The 17,525-nt window shown below is 64.2% G+C and carries 23 protein-coding genes; all 23 read left to right on the forward strand.

The window, feature by feature from the left end:
- The first annotated feature begins 31 nt into the window (after positions 1-31).
- The 23 genes from PMI42_RS22060 (at position 32) to PMI42_RS37520 (ending at position 17,517) form a co-directional block, all read left to right on the forward strand.
- Positions 32-1,480 (forward strand): phage major capsid protein, encoded by a 1,449-nt coding sequence (locus PMI42_RS22060; RefSeq protein WP_008138139.1) that lies wholly within the window; start codon positions 32-34, stop codon positions 1,478-1,480.
- A 128-nt stretch (positions 1,481-1,608) separates the two neighbouring features.
- On the forward strand, positions 1,609-2,148 hold the full coding sequence (locus PMI42_RS22065) for a hypothetical protein (protein ID WP_008138140.1): 540 nt from the start codon (positions 1,609-1,611) through the stop codon (positions 2,146-2,148).
- 83 nt (positions 2,149-2,231) lie between these two features.
- Positions 2,232-2,630, forward strand: a complete 399-nt coding sequence (locus PMI42_RS22070) for a hypothetical protein (protein WP_008138142.1) — start codon at positions 2,232-2,234, stop codon at positions 2,628-2,630.
- Positions 2,627-2,950 carry a hypothetical protein gene (locus PMI42_RS22075; protein WP_008138144.1) on the forward strand — a complete coding sequence of 108 codons (324 nt, stop codon included), beginning with the start codon at positions 2,627-2,629 and terminating at the stop codon, positions 2,948-2,950. Before PMI42_RS22070 ends, PMI42_RS22075 begins: the two co-directional genes overlap by 4 nt.
- 3 nt (positions 2,951-2,953) lie before the next feature.
- Complete coding sequence (locus tag PMI42_RS22080) at positions 2,954-3,493, forward strand: DapH/DapD/GlmU-related protein (protein ID WP_008138146.1); 540 nt, start codon at positions 2,954-2,956, stop codon at positions 3,491-3,493.
- Complete coding sequence (locus PMI42_RS22085) at positions 3,493-4,107, forward strand: hypothetical protein (RefSeq protein WP_008138148.1); 615 nt, start codon at positions 3,493-3,495, stop codon at positions 4,105-4,107. Before PMI42_RS22080 ends, PMI42_RS22085 begins: the two co-directional genes overlap by 1 nt.
- The gene (locus PMI42_RS22090; RefSeq protein ID WP_008138149.1) at positions 4,104-4,295 is read left to right on the forward strand and encodes a hypothetical protein; all 192 of its coding nucleotides are present in this window, start codon (positions 4,104-4,106) and stop codon (positions 4,293-4,295) included. The genes PMI42_RS22085 and PMI42_RS22090 overlap by 4 nt, the downstream gene beginning before the upstream one ends.
- The gene (locus PMI42_RS22095; RefSeq protein ID WP_008138151.1) at positions 4,292-4,933 is read left to right on the forward strand and encodes a motility associated factor glycosyltransferase family protein; all 642 of its coding nucleotides are present in this window, start codon (positions 4,292-4,294) and stop codon (positions 4,931-4,933) included. The genes PMI42_RS22090 and PMI42_RS22095 overlap by 4 nt, the downstream gene beginning before the upstream one ends.
- Positions 4,934-4,943: 10 nt before the next feature.
- Positions 4,944-6,602: a hypothetical protein gene (locus tag PMI42_RS37515; RefSeq protein ID WP_008138153.1), complete on the forward strand. Its 1,659-nt coding sequence runs from the start codon at positions 4,944-4,946 to the stop codon at positions 6,600-6,602.
- A gap of 54 nt (positions 6,603-6,656) precedes the next feature.
- A complete protein-coding gene (locus tag PMI42_RS22110; RefSeq protein ID WP_008138156.1) occupies positions 6,657-7,301 on the forward strand; it encodes a head-tail connector protein in 645 nt (214 codons plus the stop codon).
- Entirely contained in the window at positions 7,298-7,672 is a 375-nt protein-coding gene (locus tag PMI42_RS22115; RefSeq protein ID WP_008138158.1) for a hypothetical protein, read from the forward strand. Before PMI42_RS22110 ends, PMI42_RS22115 begins: the two co-directional genes overlap by 4 nt.
- A complete protein-coding gene (locus PMI42_RS22120; protein ID WP_008138159.1) occupies positions 7,672-8,088 on the forward strand; it encodes a DUF3168 domain-containing protein in 417 nt (138 codons plus the stop codon). Before PMI42_RS22115 ends, PMI42_RS22120 begins: the two co-directional genes overlap by 1 nt.
- A gap of 41 nt (positions 8,089-8,129) precedes the next feature.
- On the forward strand, positions 8,130-8,630 hold the full coding sequence (locus PMI42_RS22125) for a hypothetical protein (protein ID WP_008138160.1): 501 nt from the start codon (positions 8,130-8,132) through the stop codon (positions 8,628-8,630).
- Positions 8,631-8,664: 34 nt separating this feature from the next.
- Positions 8,665-9,150 carry an HK97-gp10 family putative phage morphogenesis protein gene (locus tag PMI42_RS22130; RefSeq protein ID WP_008138161.1) on the forward strand — a complete coding sequence of 162 codons (486 nt, stop codon included), beginning with the start codon at positions 8,665-8,667 and terminating at the stop codon, positions 9,148-9,150.
- Positions 9,151-9,179: 29 nt separating this feature from the next.
- Entirely contained in the window at positions 9,180-9,596 is a 417-nt protein-coding gene (locus PMI42_RS22135) for a phage tail tube protein (RefSeq protein ID WP_008138162.1), read from the forward strand.
- Entirely contained in the window at positions 9,593-9,991 is a 399-nt protein-coding gene (locus PMI42_RS22140; RefSeq protein WP_008138163.1) for a gene transfer agent family protein, read from the forward strand. The genes PMI42_RS22135 and PMI42_RS22140 overlap by 4 nt, the downstream gene beginning before the upstream one ends.
- Complete coding sequence (locus PMI42_RS22145; protein ID WP_008138165.1) at positions 9,988-10,173, forward strand: hypothetical protein; 186 nt, start codon at positions 9,988-9,990, stop codon at positions 10,171-10,173. The genes PMI42_RS22140 and PMI42_RS22145 overlap by 4 nt, the downstream gene beginning before the upstream one ends.
- Positions 10,163-12,133 carry a hypothetical protein gene (locus PMI42_RS22150; protein WP_008138166.1) on the forward strand — a complete coding sequence of 657 codons (1,971 nt, stop codon included), beginning with the start codon at positions 10,163-10,165 and terminating at the stop codon, positions 12,131-12,133. The genes PMI42_RS22145 and PMI42_RS22150 overlap by 11 nt, the downstream gene beginning before the upstream one ends.
- Positions 12,134-12,245: 112 nt before the next feature.
- Entirely contained in the window at positions 12,246-12,992 is a 747-nt protein-coding gene (locus tag PMI42_RS22155; protein ID WP_008138167.1) for a hypothetical protein, read from the forward strand.
- Positions 12,989-13,597, forward strand: coding sequence for a hypothetical protein (locus PMI42_RS22160; protein ID WP_008138168.1), 609 nt, complete (start codon positions 12,989-12,991; stop codon positions 13,595-13,597). Before PMI42_RS22155 ends, PMI42_RS22160 begins: the two co-directional genes overlap by 4 nt.
- On the forward strand, positions 13,579-14,019 hold the full coding sequence (locus PMI42_RS22165) for a DUF6950 family protein (RefSeq protein WP_008138169.1): 441 nt from the start codon (positions 13,579-13,581) through the stop codon (positions 14,017-14,019). Before PMI42_RS22160 ends, PMI42_RS22165 begins: the two co-directional genes overlap by 19 nt.
- Positions 14,012-15,586 carry a phage tail protein gene (locus PMI42_RS22170; RefSeq protein WP_008138171.1) on the forward strand — a complete coding sequence of 525 codons (1,575 nt, stop codon included), beginning with the start codon at positions 14,012-14,014 and terminating at the stop codon, positions 15,584-15,586. The genes PMI42_RS22165 and PMI42_RS22170 overlap by 8 nt, the downstream gene beginning before the upstream one ends.
- A complete protein-coding gene (locus PMI42_RS37520; RefSeq protein WP_008138173.1) occupies positions 15,583-17,517 on the forward strand; it encodes a hypothetical protein in 1,935 nt (644 codons plus the stop codon). The genes PMI42_RS22170 and PMI42_RS37520 overlap by 4 nt, the downstream gene beginning before the upstream one ends.
- The last annotated feature ends 8 nt before the right edge of the window (positions 17,518-17,525 follow it).

Raw genomic sequence — 17,525 nt, forward strand, 5'->3', positions numbered from 1 at the left:
GGCGAGACAGCCCATAGAAGGACAGAATTCTATGACCATGAAGAGCGCCCTTCTGGGCGATTACTCGCGTCTCGCCGCTCTCGCTGCGCTTGGCGCTGTCTCCCTCGGTGCGATCCGCATGGACGCGCCGGTGCTCGCTGACCTCGAGGCGCGCGTCGTCGAGATCAACGCCGCACTCGATGCCTTCCGCGTCCGCGCCGAAGCCGGCGAGGATCTCACGGACGAAGAGACCGCTGAAATCGAGGAGAGCGCCGGCGAGCTCGAAAAGCTCACCAAGAAGATCAAGGCGCTGAAGCTGCTGCAGCCCACCGGCCAGGGCCGCCGCAGCGCGCCGGAAGCGCGGACCGAGCCTGCGGGCGGCGGCCAGCGCCGCACCGTCCCGGCCGAACCGCGTCAGGACAACCAGCGCCATGGCTTCCGCTCGTTCGGCAGCTTTGCCCAGTCGGTGCTCAACCACTACCGTGGCAACGTCACGGAAGAGGTCGGACGGCTCCGCAACATCGCCACCACCTATGGCGGCGAGGGTGTCGGTGCGGACGGCGGCTTCCTGATCCCGCCGACCTTCTCTCAGGAGATCTGGCAGAAGGTGATGGCGGAGGAGAACCTGCTCAGCCGCTGTACCCCGCTGACGACCGACGGCAACAGCATGATGATCCCGAAGGACGAGACTACGCCGTGGCAGACGTCCGGCGGCGTCCAGGTCTATTGGGAAGGCGAGGCGCAAGTCCCGTCCGCATCCAAGCCGCTGCTCGAGCTTGGCAACTTCCGGCTTTGCAAGCTGATGGGCATCGTGCCCATCAGCGAGGAGATGATGCAGGATGCCTCGGGCCTCGAATCCTGGTTGCGTGCCAAGGCGCCGAGCAAGATGGTGGCCAAGATCAACACCGCCATCATCGCCGGCACCGGTGTCGGCCAGCCGCTCGGCATCATCCCGGGCTACGGCGCGGTCGGCGCGTCCGTCGTCCAGGTCAGCAAGGCCACCTCGCAGCCGGCCGACACGCTCTGGATGGCCAACGTCGAAGACATGTATTCCCGCATGTACTCCGGCTGGCGGCGCAACGGGATCTGGCTGATCAACCAGGATCTCGAGCCGCAGCTCAACCGCATGGCGTTCCAGGCAGCCGGTGCGTCGTCTCTGTTGCCGGGCACCAATCCGGTGCCCGCCTACATGCCGGCCGGCGGGCTGTCGAACTCGCCCTATGCGACGCTGAAGGGACGCCCGGTGGTGCCGCTCGAGGCCTGCGCCGCGATCGGCGATCTCGGCGACATCATCTTTGCCGATCTCAGCCAGTATTGGGCGCTGACCAAGGCTAATGGCGGCGTTCAGACCGACAGTTCAATCCATCTCTATTTCGACCAGGCGCTGACCGCGTTCCGGTTCATTTTCCGGGTCAACGGCCAGCCGGCATGGTCTTCGACCATCGCCCGTCAGAACGGCAGCAACACGCTGTCCTGGGCCGTCGCGCTGCAAGCGCGCTGATCGAACCAATGACGATGCCGCGCGCCGCCTGACCGCTGGCGCGCGGCCCATCTCTTCCCCGAATTGCTCCGGCGCCGGCGCGGATGTTGCCAGAGGCGCTCTCCTCATTCCCAAAAGGGAAATCTGCCATGAAGAACGCTCACTTCGTCGAGAAGAACCAGGTGGTGCTCGGCTTCAAGCCGGTCGCAATGAACACCGCGGCCAACAATGGCGACTATGTCAGCCTGAAAGGCTATGCCCGCTGCGCCGTGATCTTCATCAAGGCGGTCGGCACCGCCGGCGACGATCCGACCCTGTCGTTCAAGCAGGCGACCGACGTGTCCGGTACCGGCGTCAAGGCGCTCGGCGTCACCCGCATCGACAAGAAGCAGGCAGCGACCGACCTGACCGCGGTCGGCACGTTCACCAAGTCGACGACGGACTCGCCGGCGACCAATGACACCTTCAACACCACGAATGGCACCTGGACCAATTCGGACCTTGCCGAGCAGGCGGCGATCGTCGTCGCCGACATCAAGGCCGAGGATCTCGACATCGCCAACGGCTTCGACTGCATCACCTGCAACGTCGGCGACGTCGGCACCAATGCCCAGCTCGGCACGCTGATCTTCGTGCTGCATGAGCCGCGCAACATGAAGGAAACGCTGGATTCGGCGATCGTCGACTGACGGCGTTCGAACCCCGATGAGATGAGGCTCCGGCATTTGCCGGAGCCTCTTCACCGCCAACTCAAGAACCAGCGAGTCCTGTCATGAAAGTCAAGATGCTCGTCACCCCGCCCGGTGGCCGCCGCGAATTCGAGAAGGGCGAGACCTACGATCTCGAGGAGAGCTACGCGAAGAAGTTCATCTCGCGCAGCTGGGCCGAGCCCGCCGACAAGGCGGCGGAACGGGCCGCGAAGGAAGAGCAGGAGCGTTCTGCTGCGACAGCCAAGGCCAAGACCGAGCAGGAGGCCAGGGACAAGGCGGCGGCGCAACTCGCGGCCAGGCTCGAAGCCCGCGGGAAGATCATGATCCCGGCCGACATCTCGAATTTGTCCGCCGGCGATGTCATCAAGCTCGCCCAGTCGCTGAGCGATGACCAGATCAAGACTCCTGACGACGCGATGAAGGCGATCGAGACCGAAAAGGCTCGCCGCAACCCTACGTGACGCCGGAAGGCGATCGTCTCGATCGCCATCTCCGCACCTCGATCTTCGAGCTCTCGAAACCAGACGAGCAAGCCACCATGCGCGGACTCCAGCGGCTGGCCAACGTGACCGGCAATTTGATGAAGCAAGCGGACGCCGAGGCCGATGCCGCGGCGTCCGAGCTCGAGGCCGCCTATGCCGAGCAGGTGAGCGTCGCGAAGCGCTACTCGGCCTTCGCCAAGCAGGTCTCGCAGGCCTCGAAAGAGGCGATCGATAACCTCAACCAGATCAGCAACATCCCTTTGCCGGAGTCCGAAGGCTCCGGGAATTCGCAGGGCTGACCGGTGATCGACCCGTCTGCGCAAATCCACCGGCTTGCGCTGGTTGAGGATTCCGAGATCGGTCCGCGGAGCCGCGTCTGGCAGTTCGCCAGCGTGATCCGGGGGACCGTTCTCGGCGCCGACTGCAACGTCGCATCCTGCGCGACGCTCGACGGGCCCGTCTTCGGCGACCGCTGTATCATTTCGCAGGGCGCTGCGATGGGACCCGGGTTTCGGTTCGGCAGCGACATCTTCGTCGGGCCGAACGTCACGATCTGCAATGACCGCTGGCCGCGTGTGAGCAAGTCCGGATTCGACGCAGAGGCGTTCCGGCGCGGCGACTTCACCGTAGTGGTGAAGGATGGCGCCACGATCGGGGCGAACGCCGTGGTGTTGCCGGGCGTGATCATCGGCAAGCGGGTCATGGTCGCCGCCGGCGCGGTGGTCGATCGCGATATTCCGGACGACCACCTGTTCCGGCGCGACGGCCGGATAACACCTTTCAACCCGCGACGCAGTCCGCAGCGCATGCGCATCGTGCTGATGCGGCAGGAGGTGGCGTAATGCTGACGGTCGCCACGCTGCTTTGGGACCCGAACGAGGCCTCGCTGCCGTTCTCGCGCTGCTATGACGAGTCCTGGGTGCGCAAGCTCCACGACGGCTTCGACCGGCACCTGAAGCAACCGTTCCGGTTCGTGTTGTTCACCGATCGTGACCGGCGGCTGCCGGCGCATATCGAGCAGGTCCGGATGAAGGCGAAGCCCCCGGACTATTCGTCCTGCATCGAGCCGTATCGGTTCGGCGTGCCGATGATCCTGGTCGGTCTCGACACGATCATCACGGGTCCCATCGACCATCTGGCCAATTACTGCTTGAACGCCTCGACCATCGCTTTGCCGCGCGATCCCTTCATGCCATCGCGCGCATGCAACGGCGTGGCGCTGATTCCGGAAGGGCAGCAGCACGTCTGGCGCAACCACCGCGGCGAAAACGATATGGAATGGATGAGGGCGCAGGATCACGTCTTCATCGACGATTTGTTTCCCGGGCAGGTGCAGAGCTTCAAGGGCCATGTCCGTGACCGTGGGCTGGCCGATACCCGGATTTGCTACTTTCACGGTGAGCAGAAGCCGCACCAGCTGCCACACGTGCCGTGGATCGCGGAGCATTGGCGATGAAGGTTGAAGATTGCTTCGTCAATGAGCGCGGGAATGCGATCAGAATGGTCGTAACCGGCGGGGGATCGTTGTCGACTTCGGTGAAGATATTCATGGCTGGCCCAACTAGCACGGTGACCAACGAAATCACCTTGATGGAAGCGCGGCGCTTGCGTGATCTTCTTAATGAGGTTGTCGGACAGCAATGACCTCACGGGAGCTCGAATACTGGTCGCCCGAACCCCTGTTCAAGGGCGAGACGATCTTCTGCCTGGCGTCGGGTCCGAGCCTGACCGCGGACATCTGCGCGCGCATCCGTGGGCGCAGGACGATCGCGATCAACTCCAGCGCCGTGTTGGCGCCATGGGCCAGCGTCCTCTTCTTCACCGATTCCAGCTGGTATGAGGCGCGGCGCGATCTGGTGGCGAACTGGTGCGGCCTCGTGATCTCGATGTCGCGCACCGCCAAGCGAGAATTGCCGGACAAGGTCAAGCGGGTGCAGGGCGAGGGCGACCCGCAGGCACTGCCGGGCTTCAGCCGCGGCCCGCATGTGATCCAGCAGGGCCGGTCCAGCGGGCACACGGCGGTGAGCCTTGCGATCGCGCTCGGCGCTTCGCGGGTGGTTCTACTCGGCTACGACATGCGTTTCGTCGCCGGCCGCGAGCACTGCCATGACGAGTACAAGGGCTCAGCGCGCGATGCCGAGATCTACAGCCGCGAGTTTGTGCCGGGCTTCGCTGGCTGGGATGAGGCCGCGCGCGCGGTCGGCGTCGAGGTCGTCAACGCGACCGAGGGCAGCGCGGTGAAGGAATTCCGGTTCGCGCCACTGGACGATGTGCTGAGGTGAGATTGGTCGCATGACCCAGCAGAATATCAATACAGGGCTGTTTCCGGAGCAACTTCGCCGTGTCGCCCAAGATAACTTCGTCGATCTCTATGCGCAGTTGAACTCGGTTTACGCTCTGAGCCTCCAACCCCGCAATCTTAACGCGGGAATGTCCTCAGATCAGCTTCGCGCCGCCGCGCAGGCAAATTTCAGCGAGATCTATGCTGCTTTGCAAGCGCGCGGCGTCAACGGATCGCAGCAGCATCTCAATGCGGGCCTCGCGGTCGATCGCCTGCGATCTTTCGCGCAGCTCAACTTCACAGATCTGTATACGCTTCTTGCCGGAGCGAGCGCTGCGGTCAGAGTTGTTGCCGACACGACCAACAGCTTCTACGTCATGGCCCGCAGTCTGCGCGGGACGGCCTTTGCCTATCACTTTATCAGGAATTCCGGCGGCAACACCGCAACGGATCTCGGCGGCTCATGGCCAAACTGGCGTTATGCCGGCTGTGCCGAATTCCTCAGTGTCTCGCTGGCGCCGACAGGAACGCCCTTGCGGACGTTTTCGAACGACACCGGCGCGCAGGACTACGCCTTCGTGCTTCCGACTTCGTCCGTCAAGTTTGCCGGCTCCTATCACGGTGTTGGTGCAGGAGGCTCCCTGACCGCCGAGACCCTTACGATCGACGGGCAGGCGTTCGACCCGACGTCGAGCGCCGCCGTAGGCAGCCAGGTCATCCTGACGCATAGCGTATCGATCACCGATGGTTCCAGTACAGTCACCGTGACCGGCTTCACTGTGACGATCGATGCGAGCGGAATCGTATTCAATCCAGGCACGATTTCGTCCAGCGCGGTTCTGTCGACCGCGTTCGTTGGTATGGCCATCGCTACGGGCTCGTTTGATGAGGGCACGCTCACCCTGACCAGCGGCACCACGGAGTACAAGACGCCGATCTCGACAGGCACGACGACCTATGGCCGCACCTATATGCAGAAGGCCAATATGGTGAGCTTGCGCAAGACGTCGGATGGTCTGACTGTCCGCGTTTCCCATGGAGGAACGGCGCTTGCGGGTTATCGTCGGACTTCTGTGGTACGCGACACCGTCCTCAACCGGGCGAAGCTCTATTTCGATTTCGGCAATTCCGGGGGTGCATTCGGGTCATTGTCCGGATTTACGTGGTCGCAGAGCTACGAGCTCGGCGCCGCCGGTGCGACATCGTTCGCCGCCAACCTGATCACCAATGGCGCCTTTGCGGCGAACATCAACAACTGGACGACGACCTCTGGCAGCGTCGCATGGAACGCGGCGGGCGTGATGCGGCATTCGAGATCCGCAACGGGAACGGACGATCGGAGCTTGCAGGCGATCACGACGGTCGTGGGCGCGCCCTACCTGCTCGCGGCAGAGAACACGTACACGCCGGTCGGGCCCGGTAATGCCGGGACCTACGTCAATCCCGGCTCTATTGCGCTCGGCAGTGCATCGAACGGCAGCCTGATCACGCCCGCGCCGGCCTATGCCAAGGTGGCGTTCGACCAGAACGGGTACAACGCTCATGTCGTTATCCCGACCCAGACGACACAGTACCCCATGCTGATCCTGGAGGCACAGGGCGCAGCAAACACACTGGTTGGCGACACCTCGGACTTCGACAACGTGTCGATGTTCGCACTGGCGGCTTAGGTCGCGCTGCTTGGCGGCTGTGATGTTGCAATGCCAAAAGGTTGAAATGTCGTCATGAGATCGATCGTCATAGTCGCATCGCCTGCCTCGGATACGGCACTGACGACCCTGGAGCGCGTCAAGCTCGAACTCGACATTTCCTCCGGCGACACCAGCAACGACACGGTTCTCCAGGAGAAGATCGACGAGGCTTCGGACGACATCGAGGCGTCGCTCGGCTTTCGCCTGGTGCGGGAGAGCGCGGTCGAGACCTTCTGGCATGAGCAATATGACAACGCGCCGGAGAAGCTGGTCCTGGACCGGACGCCGGTGGCGTCGATCGCGAGCGTGATCGTCGATGGGGTCACGGTTGATCCGTCGGCCTATCGCTATGATCCCAACACGGGCGAGCTGTTCGCGCTCTGCAATGGCTATCCGCATGTCTGGATCTTCTGCCAGAGCGTCGTCGTGACCTATGACGGGGGCTACATCCTGCCGGGCGCGAGCAACCGGACCTTGCCCAAGGGCATCGAGGGCGCCTGCGTTGCGCTGGTGTCGAGCTTCTGGGCGGCGAAGGGGCGGGATCCGACGAAGAAGTCGGAGGATGTGCCCGGGGTCGGACGCGTCGAATATTGGGTGGGAACTGTCGGCGAGGCCGGCGAGCTGCCGCCCGATATTGTTGCCAGGCTTGCGCCCTTTCGAAGGCCGGTGGTGGCATGACCGCAGACCAGGCCATTGCGATGCTCGATCGCATGCTGTTGACGCAGGAGGGGGAAGACATCGTTCTTACGCGCGAGGACGACGACAACAACGTCATCGCATCTGTCACATGCCGTGCTCGCGTCGACCGCACCAAGGCAGACGACGCTCCCGCCGGCATTGCGCGGTCAGGATTTACTCTCATCCTGTCACCGACTCCGTTGCTCGCAGCCGGATGGCCGGATGGCGATCCGGCCAACATCGTCCCAGTCGAGAACGAGGGCGACAAGGTCGCGCTCGATAGTTCTGATCGCCGCCAAACCGTGGTGTGGGTCGATGCACCAAAAATCGGTAATAGGGTGGTTCGGATCAATCTGAGGATTTCGGGCTGATGGCGCTGACGGACCCAGCTGCGGATCTTCGCGCTGCGATCGAGGCAAAGCTGTTGGCGACGCCGGCGCTGTTCGCGTTGATCGAGAAACGCATCTTCGATCGCGTTCCGGCAAAACCGGATTATCCGCTGGTGACCATCGGCAACATCCAGGTCTTGCCGGAGTCTGCCGACGGCGTCGATGCGGCAGAGTCCATCGTCACGGTGCACGTCTGGGATCAGTACAAGCGCGCCGACAAGGCTAAGCCGGTTGGCGCGCTCGTCATCAGCGCGTTGCATGAGGAAGAGTTGCAGACCGACGGCGTCGGCACACAGTCAATACTGCTCGAAAGCGCGAACTATCTGCGCGACCCCGACGGCGTCACCAACCACGGCATCCTCACCTTCAGCATCCTCACGGATGCGAACACCGATTGATTTAGTTTCCGCGTCTCAACCTCAGCAGGAGCTCAAGAGCCATGACTTCGCTCTCCACCAACGTGCGCGCGTCGATTTCCGCAGTGAACAAGAAGAGCCTCGACGGACGCGACGTCGTCGACAAGATGCCGGAGTCTGCCGACGTGCTGATCGCGAGCGGGACCGGCTACGGCAAGGCCGACATTGCGTTCATGGACATCCGTACGCTCGCATCGAACACCAGCGAAAACCTCGATCTCGCCGGCAGCCTGACCGACGCCTTCGGCGCCACTATCACCTTTGCCAAGCTCAAGGCGATCGAGATCGAGAACCCGGAAGCCTCGACCACAAACCTGACGGTCGGTGCGGCGGGCTCGAACACGTTCGTCGGCCCGTTCGCCGACGCGACCGACGCGATCATCCTGAAGCCTGGCGACAAGTTCGTCGCCGTTAGCCGGACCGGATGGACGGTCACCGCAAGCACCGGCGACATCTTGAAGGTGGCCAACGCTTCGGGCGCGGCTGTCAGCTACACCGTCAAGCTGATCGGCGCATCAGCCTAGCCCGCCAGCGACTTTCGGACAGGGGATCTTCGCTGTGGGCAACAATCCCAGTGTCAAGCAGTTCAAGACGGACATGCTGTCACTGAAAAACCAGGTGGCGAAGAAGTTTCGCAACCAGTTCCTCGCGCAGGCCGCAGAGCTGCGCGAGAACATTCAGGTAGCGATCCAGCACAATATCACTGGGCATCTGCACGATTCGGTGCGCGTTAAAGACGTGTCCACCGATACCAAGCCGTCCGTCCTGGTCCTCGCCGGCGGCCCGTTGACGACAAAGCGCACCGATGCAGGCGCATTTGACTATGCGCTCGCCGAGGAATTCGGGACGGTCAAGGAAGAAGCACTTCCATTCTTCTATCCGACCGTTCGCGGTTACAAGAACGCCTTCCGCGAGGGCGCTCGCGAGACTTTCCAAGAGACGATCGAAGAGAGCAACAAGATCCGCGCTGCGAGAGCCAGCAATAGCGGTGCTGCCGGTCAGACGGCGGCCTATCGCGGCGCCCTGACGCTGCGGCGTTCGTAAAGAAGTCAACTCGAAAGGAGATCGCCGCCATGGCGCAAGCCCAGACGCTGAAATATTCGACGTTTCTGATCCAGCTCGGCAGCGGTTCGCCGACTGTCTACGCTTCGCCTTGCGGCCTCAACTCAAAGGGCTTCTCGCGTACGGCTGCAACCAACGACACCAACGTGCCGGATTGCGATGATCCGGATGCGCCGTCCTGGCTCGAGCGCGACGTCGTTTCGCTGTCGGGACAGATGACCGGGGCCGGCGTGGTAGCGGACGAAGATTTCGACGTCTGGAACGACTGGTTCGAATCCGGCGCATCCCTGCCTGTACAGATCAAGCTCGGCACGCGGACATGGCAAGGAAATGCGATCCTGTCCAAGCTCGATGTCACCGCCAGCCGTGGCCAGCGCGTCAATTTTTCTGCAACGATCGACAGTGACGGCGAGATCCTCAAGCTGTGAGCGAGATCGATCTGATCTGGGGAAGCGGTCAGCACGCATTCAAGTTCGGGCTGGGGCAGTTCCGCGCGCTCCAGGAGAACGTCAACCGGCGGCGCCTGGCGATCGGGGCGCCGCTGGTAGGTCCGATGGACCTGGTCGAGCAGCTCAGGGCCAAGAACCTCTGGCCGGACGATTTGCGCGATATCCTGCGCCTCGGCCTGATCGGCGGCGGTATGACGCCGCGCGATGCGCACATCGAGATGACGCAGAGTTTCGATGACACGCCGCCGCTCGAGCACGTGAAGCCTGCGCTGTCGGTCCTGCTCGCCGGACTGGTCGGGCCGCCGTCCGCGGCGGTGCCTGACGACGCAAAAAAAAAGACGATGACGAAGGCGGCCCCGTCGATTTTGCCGTGATCTACGGCAACGGCGCGGCGATGGGCTTTGCGCCCGACCAGGTCGACCGCATGTCGTTCTGGCAGTTCCGCGCCTGCATCGATGGTTTCAACAAGGCCAACGGCGGCGAGGAAACCATTCCGCCACCGACCGATGCCGAATTTGACGCGCTCCTGCAAGGGAAGCCCCTGAATGTCGACTGATCTCGTCGCCGTGCTCGGCGCTCGTCTCGACCAGTTCTCATCTGATCTCGATCAGGCGGGCAACATGGCCGATGACGCGATCTCGCGCATCGAGTCCGCATTCGACGGGCTCAATCCGGGCTTTGCCGGACTGTCAGGCCTCGGCGCCGTGATCGGCGGCGCGACTGCGGCCGCCGGCGCCTTGCTGGCGGCGATGACCAGCATCAATTCCGAGGTCGCCAGCATCGGCAAGAACGCCGAATTCGTCGGTCAGAGCGTGGCGGATTTCCAGCGCACGTTGTTCGCGGCCGGGCAGGGCGGCGTCTCCAGCGAACAGGCGACCAAGGACCTGCGCGGTCTCGCAACGCTGCTGGCCGATGCCAAGGAAAACGAGAACTCGCTGACCAAGCTGCTCGACGCCAACAACGTCAAATACAAGGACCGTACCGGGCAGGTCATCAACACCAGTCAGGCGCTGAAGGTCGCGGAGGATCTGATCGGCCGCTTCCAGTCATTGCCGGAAAAAACCAAGGCAGCCGAGATGCTCGGCCTGTCCGAGGGTTGGGTACGTGCGCTGACCGAAGCCGCGGGCGGCTTTCAGGCGGTCGCGGCTCGCGCCGACGCCGCCGGCGTCGTGATTGACGCGGCCACGGTCGCCAAGGCCGAGCTGTTCGAGCGCGCATGGCAGCAGTCGACCGACGCATGGGGGAAGCAGTTCAAGTCGGTCGCCGGGGATGTTGCCGTCTATCTCGGCGGCCTGATCGACCAGGCCGGCGAGTTTCTTCAAAAGTCATTAGCGGCGAATGGAATCAAGCCCGGCGACAATAACGAAAAGTTCAACGCGACGATGGACGCGCTCGACATCGCCCGCAAGGATGCGCTGGGTCTGGCGCAGGATGTCGACCAGCTCACGCGCGTCATCGATCGCATGGCCCGGACTGGCGGCGATCCCGACATCATCGCGGGGCTCGAAGCAGCGCGCTTCAAGGCGCAGGTTTTCCGCATGGAATTGGAGAAAGCGCAGGCCGCGGCGGCCAAGGCCGAGTTTCCGGACGGCGTGCCGCTCCCGGCGGCAAGGCCTGCCTCGGCCAATGATCCTGATCCGAATGCAGCCAGGCTGCCGGTCCGCAAGAAGGGCAGCGACAAGCGCGATCAGTTCGATATCGCGGTTGACGACATCACCAAGCGCACCGCGACCATCAAGGCCGACACGGCTGCGATGTTCCAGAACAACGTGGCGCAGGCGCAGATGCGCGCCGAGTTCCGCGAGCTGACCGCGATCATGCGCGACAATGGCGAGGTGACGCAGGAGCGGATCGACAAATACGAGGATCTTCGCAAGACGATGTCAGCACAGCAGGCGCTCGAAGCGGCCGGCATCACGCTGACCGCCGATCACGCGCAGAAATTTCTCAGTTCGTCGCAGGCAATCGCCTCGGCAACAGCGTCTTATGACGCGGCCAAAAAATCGCTGACCGAGATCAACGGCGCCAGCGCGCAGCTCGGCGGCGCTCTCTCGACCGCATTCTCGGACGCGATTTTCGAAGCCAAAAGCCTCGACCAGGTCGTATCCAACCTCGCCAAGACGATCGGCAAAGCCGGCATCAACTCGCTTGCTGCCTCGTTCTTCAATGCGCCGGCCTCCGGCGGCCTGTCGCCGTTTGCCTCGATCTTCAAAAGCTTCATTCCGGGCTTCGCCGGCGGCACGGATTCAGCGCCAGGCGGGCTGGCGTGGGTCGGTGAAAGCGGCAGGGAATTGGTCAACCTGCCGCGCGGCTCTCAGGTTATCCCGAACGACGTCGCTCGCCAGATGACCGGCGGTTCGACCATCCAGAACGTGTTCCATGTCGCTGGCGACGTCACGCCGGGAACGGTCGACCGGCTGCACGCCATGGTGATCGCCGCCAACCAGAAGGCGGACCGGGTGACGCGGATCGTCTCCTCGGCGCAGAGCTACAACGCGACTGGGGTAGGCCGGTGATCGACTATGCGCTCGCGCATCCTCAACTGATGGCTTTGGCGGTCGCCGCTTGGGCTCTCGCGCGTCTCCTGCGCTGGATGCTGACGCCGGCACCGCGTGACTGGCTGGACTGATGACCTTCGCCCCCGAATTCCCCCGCGCGCTGCTGCGCGAAAAGTCCCATGCGTGGAACCTCGCCGGCAACGCCGTGTCGGGTGGCCAGACCTCCGTCGGTCAATCCTATGCGACCTCGGACGGTGGCGGCTTCTGGACCTGCAAGATGTCGGACGTCTCGCTCTCAGGCGGCCGCAAGGGCATCGACAGGGGCCGCGACCGCCAGAAGGTGTCCACGCAGCTCTGGCGGGCCGTGCAGATGCTCGCCGACGGCGGGGCGGGGCAGCTGGTGGTGCCGCGCAATGACGCGCTGGTGCGGCCCTGGCCGCCGGGGTTCGCGGCAAGCTTCGGTGACGGCGTCCCGCATGACGACGACAGCCTGCTCGATGACGGCTCGGACTATTACCAGCAGGTGATCGACATCGTTGCCGCGGCCGCGGACCTGCGCGCCACCTCGCTCGACATCTCGATCGCGCTCGCCGGCGAGCTGCTCGGCGGCGAGGAGTTCTCGATCCGGCATCCGACCAAGGGCCCGCGGCTCTACCGCATTCGGACCGTCGAGATGATCTCGGTCGATGAGGCCACCATCACCATCCGCCCGCCGCTGCGCGAGGCGATCGAGGACGACACGCCGCTGGAATTCGACCGGCCGGTCTGCCTGATGCGGCTGGTCTCGCCGTCGTCGATGGACCTGACCGAGCAGCCTTGGACCTTCAACTCGGCGAGCGTCGATTTCGTTGAGGATCTGCGGGACGTCGTGACGTGACCTTCAACGAAGCGGAGCTCGCCGCGCTCGACAGCGGCGTCGCGCGGTTCGGCGACCTGTTCCGGCTGGAGGTCGACCCGGTGGCGCGGCTCTGGCTCGGCGCCGGCGATCTCGACGTCGGCACCAACGTCTATGACACCGCCGGCGGCATCTACAAGGGCCTCGGTCAGATCGGCCCCATCCCGGAATTCGACGCCATGATCAACGGCGCCGCCAGCCGGATCGAGGTGGTTTTGAGCGGCGTGTCCGGACAGATCGCCGAAGTCGCGCAGGGCGACGATACCGACCAGATCAAGAACAAGCGCGCCGCCTTCGGCTTCGTGCTGTTCGGCGACGATTTGCAGCCGCTCGGCTCTGCGCATTGGTATGCGCATTACCGCGCCGACGTGCTGTCCTCCGGCAGCGAGCCGGTGCTCGAGCCGACCGGCGTGCCGGTGCGCTGGATCAAGCTGTCCTGTGGCTCTCAGCTGACACGGCGGCGCAGGCCGGCGCGCAGCTACTTTTCGGACAAGGACCAGCAGGCCCGTTTCCCCGGCGATCTCTTCTGCTCGCTGACGCCGCGTTACGTGACCGGATTCAACAAGCCATGGCCGGTGCTGGTGTGAGCCTTGCCGATTATCTCGACCGCGCGGCCGCGGGCCGCTTTCGCTATGGCGTGCTGGATTGCTGCACGCTGATGGCCGACTGGCTGTGCGCGCAGGGGCTTTGCGACGTGATGGCGGACCGCCGCGGCACCTACGCGACCATGGCCGCCTACAAGACGGCAATCCGCAGCGAGGGCGGCATGCTGGCATCCTGTCGCGCGCGCTTTGCGGCAGCCGGCCTTGTGGAGACCTGCGATCCGCAGCCCGGCGATGTCGCGCTGGTGCTGGCGCCGATCGGCCGGCGGCGTGACGGCCGCCTGGTCTCGGCGCCGACCGGGGCGATCTGCCTTGCCGGCGGCCTGCGCGCGATCGTCACCAGCGACCAGGGCGTGATGGCCTTCGCCCTCCCGGTGGTCGCGGCCTGGAGCCTGCCGCATGGCTGAGACGGTCGGACTTCTGATCCTCTCGGCCGCGGGCGCGACCGAGGCCGCCAGCGGCTTTGGCGCCGCGGCGGTGACGCTGGAGATCGCCGGCACGACCATCAGCGCGGCCTCGATCGTCGGGGCGGCTGCGATCACGGCGGCCTCGATCGGGCTGTCCTATGCGCTTGCGCCGTCGCCCGACGTGCCCAAGCCGGAAAACGGCTCGCAGGCGATCCGCCAGGCCGTGCCGCCGCGGGTGCGCGGCTATGGCCGCAACCGGATGGCCGGGGCCTATATGTTCTTCGAGGCTGGCGGCGCGCCGCCGAACACGTCCTATGACGTGATCGCGTACCATCACGGCGAGATCGAGCGCATCGCCGGGGTCTATCTCAACGACGACAGCGTCACCGCCAACATCGACTTCAACAATTTCGGAACGCTGCTGACGGTCAACCCGACCGCCGACGGCTACTATGGCGGTGGGCACGTGACGCTGGAATTGTGGAAAGGGACCACGCCGCAGCCGGCCTCCAGCTTCCTCGGCCCGCTCAGCCCGTGGTCGCCAGCCTTCCACGGTCACGGCATCGCCTATCTGGTGTGCGCGGCCTCGGCGCCGTCGGACCCGACGGATTTCACGAAGTTCTTTCCACACCAGAAGCCCGAACCGTCGGTCGTCGCCGATTGCGCGCTGGTATGGGACCCTCGCGATCCCGAGCAGGACCGCGAGGACCCCTCGACCTGGCCGCGGACGATCGACAACCCCGTCATCGGCCTGATCGATTATCTGACGGGCGATCCGGAGGTGACCGGCGGCCCCGGCCTCGATTACGACATCGCGGTCGCGCCGGTGCTGGACCAGCTGCTGATCGAAGCCTCGCTCTGCGATGACACCATCGCAGGCGAACCGCGCTACGCCTGCAATGGCTGGTACCAGCTGACCAACAATCCGGAAGACGTCATCGGCAAGTTCCTTGCCACCTGCGACGGCTGGCTCTCGGAAGGTGGCGACGGCACCATCGCGTTGACCGTCGGCTATTATCGCGAGCCGGCCGAGCCGCCGCTGACCGACCGGCACATCGTCGGATGGTCGGTCGAGAACGGCGTCGCCGAAGAGAGCCTGATCAACCATCTCGACATCACCATCACCGACCCTGCGCAGAAATACGTCTCGGCGCCGATCGACCCGGTCGAGGATGAGGAGTCCATCGCGATCTACGGCAAGCACGATCAGCCGCTCGATCTCAGCTGGGTGCAGTCGGAGGCACAGGGAGGACGGCTCGGCCGCCGCGGCATGCTGCGGCTCAATACCAAGGCGAGCGGCACGCTGGTGACCGATCTCTATGGCCTCGTCTACATCGGCAAGCGCTGGGTGCGGGTGCAGGATCCGCGCATCCGCGTGCTCAATGATGCCGTGATCGAGATCCAGTCCGCCACCATCCGCCGCGCGGACGGCCAGGTGGTGTTCGGCTGGAAGCTCGTCGATGTCTCGCAGCTCGAGGAAAGCATCGCGCTGCCGAAAATGTACCGCCAGGACGGCTCGTTCCTGGTCCGCCAGGACGGCTCCGTTTTCACAAGGCAAGCAGCATGACCGGCAAGATTTGGGACGATCCGGACAAGCCGTCGCTGGACGGCACCGAGAAGGTGGCCCTGGTCACCGAGGCAGACAATTACGGCAGCTTGCTCTCGACCATCGCGGCCTGGCTGGCGGGTCTGGCGCAGACGCTGACCAACAAGACGATCGACGCCGCCAGCAACACGGTCTCGAACATCACCACCGCGATGTTTGAGGCCAATGCCGTCGACACCGACGCCACGCTGGCCGCCAACAGCGACACGCGGCTTGCCTCGCAGAAGGCGGTGAAGACCTATATCGGCAACCGGCGCCTCGACCAAGCGGCGCTGCCGACCGCCGACGTCTCGCTCAACAGCCACAAGCTGACCAATGTCACGGACCCGACCGGCGCGCAGGACGCGGCGACCAAGAACTACGTCGACACGGTCGCGCAGGGGCTCGATACCAAGCCGAGCGTCAAGGCGGCAACCACGGCCAACATCACGCTGTCGGGCACGCAGACCGTCGACGGTGTCGCGCTGGTGGTGGCAGATCGCTGCCTGGTCAAGAACCAGTCGACGGCCTCGCAGAACGGCATCTATGTCGTTGCGTCGGGCTCATGGACGCGTGCGACCGACGCCGACGCGTGGACCGAGCTGCCCGGCGCCTATGTGTTCGTCGAGCAGGGCACGGTCAATGCCGATACCGGCTGGGTCTGCACGGTCGACCAGGGCGGCACGCTCGGCAGCACCTCCGTCACGTTCTCGCAATTCTCCGGCGTTGGCGCGTATGTCGCCGGGCCCGGTTCGTCGACGTCGGGCAACATCGCGACCTTCAACGGCACGACCGGGCGCACGATTCAGGACAGTGGCGTTGCCTTCTCGACGGACGGCACTTTCGCCAGCAACAGCGACGCGAAGGCCCCGACCGAGAAGGCCGTCAAGACCTACGCCGATGCGAGGGCGGTCATCGGCAAGAATTATCTGTTCAATCCTTCCGGGGAGCTGGCGCAGCGTGGCGTTACGTCGGCGGCCGATGCGACCTATGATTTCGACCGATGGCTGACACTGACGCAGTCCAATCCGGTCACGCCGTCGAGCGTGTCGGACGCCGAGAACGCCACGCCCTTCATGATGCGCTCGCTGCAAGCCAATGCGTCGGCGCAGCGGTTTGGCCGTATCCAGTGGATCGAAAAGGCGCTGTGCCGCGATTTGCGTGGCCAGGCAGTGTCGCTGTCCGCACGGGTGCGGATGTCAGCCTCGACCACGCTGCGCTATGCCGTGGTGGAATGGACCGGCACCGCCGACACCATCACCAAGGACATCGTCAACGATTGGACATCGGGCACCTTCACGACCGGGAATTTTTTCACCTCGACCACGACGACGGTCGTCGGTACCGGCTCGATCGCGCTGACCGCGAACACCTTCGCCGACATCTCTGCTGCGGCGCTCGGCACGGTGTCGGGGTCGATGAACAATCTGGCCGTGTTCTTCTGGACCGACTCGACGCAGGCACAGAACGTCACGCTGGATATCGCCAAGGTGAAGCTGGAAAAGGGCTCGCTCTGCACGGGGTTCGTTTCGCCCGACATGGCGGCGGTGGTCGCGGCTTGTCAGCGCTATTACGAAAAATCCTACAATCTCTCGGTGGCGCCGGCCACTGCGTCGGTGCCGGCCGGTCTCAATGCGATCTGCGTCAATTCGAACACGATCGTGAACGGTCAGAGCATGGGGTCGCGCGAGTTTCAGGTCCGCAAGATGAAGGCCCCGACCGTGACCGTCTACGGATACCAGGGCGGCTCCGGCAAGGTCTCTGACGCCACACCGACGGATCTTGCCGCAAGCTCCGGTTCGACAGGTCTTGTCGGAGAACGCAGCTTCAACGTCACCAATGGCAGCGGCGGATCGATCACCACCACCAACAACGTCGTGGTGTTTCACTTCGCGGCTGACGCCGAGCTCTAACGCTCGCC

It is taken from the genome of Bradyrhizobium sp. YR681 (genome assembly GCF_000282615.1).
In the GTDB taxonomy this organism is placed as follows: Bacteria; Pseudomonadota; Alphaproteobacteria; order Rhizobiales; family Xanthobacteraceae; genus Bradyrhizobium.

Coding starts and splice junctions, on each gene's coding strand:
- PMI42_RS22135 (WP_008138162.1), top strand. CDS start 9,180: ATGGCGCAAGCCCAGACGCTGAAATATTCGACGTTTCTGATCCAGCTC.
- PMI42_RS37520 (WP_008138173.1), top strand. CDS start 15,583: ATGACCGGCAAGATTTGGGACGATCCGGACAAGCCGTCGCTGGACGGC.
- PMI42_RS22110 (WP_008138156.1), top strand. CDS start 6,657: ATGAGATCGATCGTCATAGTCGCATCGCCTGCCTCGGATACGGCACTG.
- PMI42_RS22155 (WP_008138167.1), top strand. CDS start 12,246: ATGACCTTCGCCCCCGAATTCCCCCGCGCGCTGCTGCGCGAAAAGTCC.
- PMI42_RS22125 (WP_008138160.1), top strand. CDS start 8,130: ATGACTTCGCTCTCCACCAACGTGCGCGCGTCGATTTCCGCAGTGAAC.
- PMI42_RS22065 (WP_008138140.1), top strand. CDS start 1,609: ATGAAGAACGCTCACTTCGTCGAGAAGAACCAGGTGGTGCTCGGCTTC.
- PMI42_RS22085 (WP_008138148.1), top strand. CDS start 3,493: ATGCTGACGGTCGCCACGCTGCTTTGGGACCCGAACGAGGCCTCGCTG.
- PMI42_RS22165 (WP_008138169.1), top strand. CDS start 13,579: ATGGCCGGTGCTGGTGTGAGCCTTGCCGATTATCTCGACCGCGCGGCC.
- PMI42_RS22170 (WP_008138171.1), top strand. CDS start 14,012: ATGGCTGAGACGGTCGGACTTCTGATCCTCTCGGCCGCGGGCGCGACC.
- PMI42_RS22070 (WP_008138142.1), top strand. CDS start 2,232: ATGAAAGTCAAGATGCTCGTCACCCCGCCCGGTGGCCGCCGCGAATTC.
- PMI42_RS22120 (WP_008138159.1), top strand. CDS start 7,672: ATGGCGCTGACGGACCCAGCTGCGGATCTTCGCGCTGCGATCGAGGCA.
- PMI42_RS22095 (WP_008138151.1), top strand. CDS start 4,292: ATGACCTCACGGGAGCTCGAATACTGGTCGCCCGAACCCCTGTTCAAG.
- PMI42_RS22090 (WP_008138149.1), top strand. CDS start 4,104: ATGAAGGTTGAAGATTGCTTCGTCAATGAGCGCGGGAATGCGATCAGA.
- PMI42_RS22115 (WP_008138158.1), top strand. CDS start 7,298: ATGACCGCAGACCAGGCCATTGCGATGCTCGATCGCATGCTGTTGACG.
- PMI42_RS37515 (WP_008138153.1), top strand. CDS start 4,944: ATGACCCAGCAGAATATCAATACAGGGCTGTTTCCGGAGCAACTTCGC.
- PMI42_RS22150 (WP_008138166.1), top strand. CDS start 10,163: ATGTCGACTGATCTCGTCGCCGTGCTCGGCGCTCGTCTCGACCAGTTC.
- PMI42_RS22060 (WP_008138139.1), top strand. CDS start 32: ATGACCATGAAGAGCGCCCTTCTGGGCGATTACTCGCGTCTCGCCGCT.